The following is a 5,589-nucleotide window of genomic DNA, read 5'->3' as shown; positions in this document are numbered from 1 at the left end:
TGAAGTTGTGTTCGGCGGTGACCTACTCTCCCACACCCTCTCGAGTGCAGTACCATCGGCGCTGGCAGGCTTAGCTTCCGGGTTCGGAATGGGACCGGGCGTTTCCCTGCCGCTATGGCCGCCGTAACTCTGTGAAACAAGGCCCGACCCGCGGTGGTGCGGGGGGTGTGTTGTTTCAGATACTGCACAGTGGACGCGGTGCGATTCTTTTGGCTTGAGTGTGTGTAAGCCCTCGGCCGATTAGTACCGGTCACCTCCACGCATTGCTGCGCTTCCAGTTCCGGCCTATCAACCCCATGGTCTGTGGGGGGCCTTAACCACGCAAGGTGGTGAGAAACCTCATCTTGGAACAGGCTTCCCGCTTAGATGCTTTCAGCGGTTATCCCTTCCGAACGTAGCTAACCAGCGATGCTCCTGGTGGAACAACTGGCACACCAGAGGTTCGTCCGTCCCGGTCCTCTCGTACTAGGGACAGCCTTCCTCAAGTTTCTTACGCGCGCGGCGGATAGAGACCGAACTGTCTCACGACGTTCTAAACCCAGCTCGCGTGCCGCTTTAATGGGCGAACAGCCCAACCCTTGGGACCTACTCCAGCCCCAGGATGCGACGAGCCGACATCGAGGTGCCAAACCATCCCGTCGATATGGACTCTTGGGGAAGATCAGCCTGTTATCCCCGGGGTACCTTTTATCCGTTGAGCGACACCGCTTCCACTTGCCGGTGCCGGATCACTAGTCCCGACTTTCGTCCCTGCTCGACGTGTCAGTCTCACAGTCAAGCTCCCTTGTGCACTTGCACTCAACACCTGATTGCCATCCAGGCTGAGGGAACCTTTGGGCGCCTCCGTTACTCTTTGGGAGGCAACCGCCCCAGTTAAACTACCCACCAGGCACTGTCCCTAACCCAGATCATGGGCCGAGGTTAGACGTCCAATACGATCAGAGTGGTATTTCAACAACGACTCCACACACACTGGCGTGCATGCTTCACAGTCTCCCACCTATCCTACACAAACCGAATCGAACGCCAATACCAAGCTATAGTAAAGGTCCCGGGGTCTTTTCGTCCTGCCGCGCGTAACGAGCATCTTTACTCGTAATGCAATTTCGCCGAGTCTGTGGTCGAGACAGCAGAGAAGTCGTTACGCCATTCGTGCAGGTCGGAACTTACCCGACAAGGAATTTCGCTACCTTAGGATGGTTATAGTTACCACCGCCGTTTACTGGGGCTTAAATTCTCAGCTTCGCCTTGCGGCTAACCGGTCCTCTTAACCTTCCAGCACCGGGCAGGCGTCAGTCCGTATACATCGACTTACGTCTTCGCACGGACCTGTGTTTTTAGTAAACAGTCGCTTCTCTCTGGTCTCTGCGACCACACCCAGCTCCCACCGCGAGGGTGTTCACCGGGCATGGCCCCCCTTCTCCCGAAGTTACGGGGGTATTTTGCCGAGTTCCTTAACCACAGTTCTCTCGATCGCCTTGGTATTCTCTACCTGATCACCTGTGTCGGTTTGGGGTACGGGCCGTGTATGAACTCACTAGAGGCTTTTCTCGGCAGCATAGGATCACTGAATTCCCCACAACGGGTACGCATCAAGTCTCAGCCTTCATGTGACACGGATTTGCCTATGTCACGGCCTACACTCTTACACCAGTACAACCACTGACTGGCCCAGCTACCTTCCTGCGTCACCCCATCGCTTGGCTACTACCAGATCAGGTCCCGCGCATCCAGTCCACGTCATCCCGAAGGATGCTCCAGGACGTTCAGGGCGGTTAGTATCACTGATTCACCATGGGCGCGCATACACGGGTACGGGAATATCAACCCGTTGTCCATCGACTACGCCTGTCGGCCTCGCCTTAGGTCCCGACTCACCCTGGGCAGATTAGCTTGACCCAGGAACCCTTGATCATTCGGCGGACGAGTTTCTCACTCGTCATTCGCTACTCATGCCTGCATTCTCACTCGTGTGGCCTCCACGCCTGGATCACTCCGACGCTTCTATGGCCACACGACGCTCCCCTACCCACCCACACACCTGCCCGGAGGAGGTTCTCGTGTGAGTGCCGCGGCTTCGGCGGTGTACTTGAGCCCCGCTAAATTGTCGGCGCAGGACCACTTGACCAGTGAGCTATTACGCACTCTTTCAAGGGTGGCTGCTTCTAAGCCAACCTCCTGGCTGTCTCAGCGATCCCACATCCTTTTCCACTTAGTACACGCTTAGGGGCCTTAGCCGGCGATCTGGGCTGTTTCCCTCTCGACTATGAAGCTTATCCCCCACAGTCTCACTGCCGCACTCTCACACCTCGGCATTCGGAGTTTGGCTGACGTCAGTAACCTTGTAGGGCCCATCGGCCATCCAGTAGCTCTACCTCCGAGGTGAAACATGCGACGCTGCACCTAAATGCATTTCGGGGAGAACCAGCTATCACGGAGTTTGATTGGCCTTTCACCCCTACCCACAACTCATCCCCTCAGTTTTCAACCTAAGTGGGTTCGCGCCTCCACGACGTCTTACCGTCGCTTCACACTGGCCATGGGTAGATCACTCCGCTTCGGGTCTAGAGCATGCCACTACGATCGCCCTATTAGGACTCGCTTTCGCTACGGCTTCCCCACACGGGTTAACCTCGCGACATACCACTAACTCGCAGGCTCATTCTTCAAAAGGCACGCCATCAGCCCCGAAAGGCCTCTGACGGATTGTAAGCACACGGTTTCAGGTACTATTTCACTCCCCTCCCGGGGTACTTTTCACCATTCCCTCACGGTACTAATCCGCTATCGGTCACCAAGGAGTATTTAGGCTTACCGGGTGGTCCCGGCAGATTCACAGCAGATTTCACGGGCCCGCTGCTACTTGGGAACACAAATCGCCCAGCCACAAAGTTTTCAGGTACGGGACTCTCACCCTCTACGGCCGACCCTTCCAAGTCGTTCCCCTAACCCGCGGACTATCAAGCGCCTGATCCGGCAGAACCAGGACATCATGCCCCACAACACCACACACGCAACCCCTGCCGGGTATCACACGCATGCGGTTTAGCCTCTTCCGCGTTCGCTCGCCGCTACTGACGGAATCACTGTTGTTTTCTCTTCCTGCGGGTACTGAGATGTTTCACTTCCCCGCGTTCCCTCCACACACCCTATGTATTCAGATGCGGGTAACACGCCATCACGCGCGCTGGGTTCCCCCATTCGGACACCCTCGGATCACAGCTCGGTTGGCAGCTCCCCGAGGCTTATCGCAGCCTCCTACGTCCTTCATCGGCTCTTGGTGCCAAGGCATCCACCGTGTGCTCTTACACACTTACATTCACAAACAATTAAAGATGCTCGCGTCCACTGTGCAGTTCTCAAACAACACACACCAACCCCACCCACACCCCGGCCAACCAGCCAGGACATCTCGGGAATCAGTGCCACCAGAAACAACCAGACCCAGCACAAACCAGGCCCAACGGTGTTGTCTCAGACACCCAACAGTGTGTTTCATCCGGACCACGCTCCCCCCACACGCCGGCCCTGAGCCGACGCCCGAAGATCAAGGCGAGTCCTACGCGATAGTGTTCCACCCAATGAGCCACCCGGCGCGCCACACTCGGACGCGAACCAGGCGCAAACTCTGACCACACCCAACAGGCATGGTGAGTGCTCCTTAGAAAGGAGGTGATCCAGCCGCACCTTCCGGTACGGCTACCTTGTTACGACTTCGTCCCAATCGCCGATCCCACCTTCGACGGCTCCCTCCACAAGGGTTAGGCCACCGGCTTCGGGTGTTACCGACTTTCATGACGTGACGGGCGGTGTGTACAAGGCCCGGGAACGTATTCACCGCAGCAATGCTGATCTGCGATTACTAGCGACTCCGACTTCATGGGGTCGAGTTGCAGACCCCAATCCGAACTGAGACTAGCTTTAAGGGATTCGCTCCACCTCACGGTCTCGCAGCCCTCTGTACTAGCCATTGTAGCATGTGTGAAGCCCTAGACATAAGGGGCATGATGATTTGACGTCATCCCCACCTTCCTCCGAGTTGACCCCGGCAGTCTCTCACGAGTCCCCACCATAACGTGCTGGCAACATGAGACAGGGGTTGCGCTCGTTGCGGGACTTAACCCAACATCTCACGACACGAGCTGACGACAACCATGCACCACCTGTATACAAGCCACAAGGGAAACGACATCTCTGCCGTCGTCCTGTATATGTCAAGCCTAGGTAAGGTTCTTCGCGTTGCATCGAATTAATCCACATGCTCCGCCGCTTGTGCGGGCCCCCGTCAATTCCTTTGAGTTTTAGCCTTGCGGCCGTACTCCCCAGGCGGGGCGCTTAATGCGTTAGCTACGGCACGGAATCCGTGGAAGGACCCCACACCTAGCGCCCACCGTTTACGGCATGGACTACCAGGGTATCTAATCCTGTTTGCTCCCCATGCTTTCGCTCCTCAGCGTCAGTTACTACCCAGAGACCCGCCTTCGCCACCGGTGTTCCTCCTGATATCTGCGCATTTCACCGCTACACCAGGAATTCCAGTCTCCCCTGTAGTACTCAAGTCAGCCCGTATCGCCTGCACGCCCCCAGTTGAGCTGGAGGATTTCACAGACGACGTGACAAACCGCCTACGAGCTCTTTACGCCCAGTAATTCCGGACAACGCTCGCACCCTACGTATTACCGCGGCTGCTGGCACGTAGTTGGCCGGTGCTTCTTCTGCAGGTACCGTCACTCTCGCTTCGTCCCTACTGAAAGGAGTTTACAATCCGAAGACCGTCATCCCCCACGCGGCGTCGCTGCATCAGGCTTCCGCCCATTGTGCAATATTCCCCACTGCTGCCTCCCGTAGGAGTCTGGGCCGTGTCTCAGTCCCAGTGTGGCCGATCACCCTCTCAGGCCGGCTACCCGTCGTCGCCTTGGTAGGCCATTACCCCACCAACAAGCTGATAGGCCGCGGACTCATCCTGCACCGAAAAACTTTCCAACCCCCACCATGCGGCAGGAGCTCATATCCGGTATTAGACCCGGTTTCCCAGGCTTATCCCGAAGTGCAGGGCAGATTACCCACGTGTTACTCACCCGTTCGCCACTCGTGTACCCCCGAAAGGGCCTTACCGTTCGACTTGCATGTGTTAAGCACGCCGCCAGCGTTCGTCCTGAGCCAGGATCAAACTCTCCATAAAAGCTTCTCAGCACTACAAAAAGCACAATCCAAGCAAAAAACAAACCAAAAAACTGGCTGTTTCCAAAAAACGCGACCCCCACGACAGGGATGTGAAAGGGTCGCAACCAAACAAAAAATTTGGCACTATCACAAACAAAACACACTGTTGAGTTCTCAAACAACACCACCACACCGCTCCCCGGACAGTCACCGACCACCCAGATCACGAGGGTTCTACATCAACCGCCACCCTTTTCGGGGCAACTTCTCCAGCCTAGCGCACGCGGCCCACCCGGTCAAACCAGGCAACCCACCACCATCCGGAGCACGCCGCCTCCACCAGCCCGAACCTCCCGGCCCGCACCCGCTCTCGGCGACCTCCAATAAGTTACGCAGACGTGAACCCAAACGCAAATCGCCAGGTCA

The 5,589-nt window shown here is 56.8% G+C and carries 3 rRNA genes; all 3 read right to left on the bottom strand.

The features are described from left to right. Positions 1-9 precede the first annotated feature (9 nt). The 3 genes from rrf to IY392_RS07435 all read right to left on the bottom strand — a co-directional run bounded on the left by rrf (position 10) and on the right by IY392_RS07435 (position 5,182). Positions 10-126: ribosomal RNA gene (rrf, locus tag IY392_RS07445) — 5S ribosomal RNA — on the bottom strand. Between the two features lie 94 nt (positions 127-220). Then, positions 221-3,319, bottom strand: a 23S ribosomal RNA gene (locus IY392_RS07440). Positions 3,320-3,665: 346 nt separating this feature from the next. Then, positions 3,666-5,182: ribosomal RNA gene (locus IY392_RS07435) — 16S ribosomal RNA — on the bottom strand. Together the 16S, 23S and 5S rRNA genes form the textbook arrangement of a ribosomal RNA operon. Positions 5,183-5,589: the final 407 nt, after the last annotated feature.

The sequence above is a fragment of the Dietzia sp. SYD-A1 genome, assembly GCF_015356725.1.
Classification (GTDB): Bacteria; Actinomycetota; Actinomycetes; order Mycobacteriales; family Mycobacteriaceae; genus Dietzia.
Note: the sequence above shows the minus strand (reverse complement) of the source record. Positions and strands in the feature narration are given on the sequence as shown.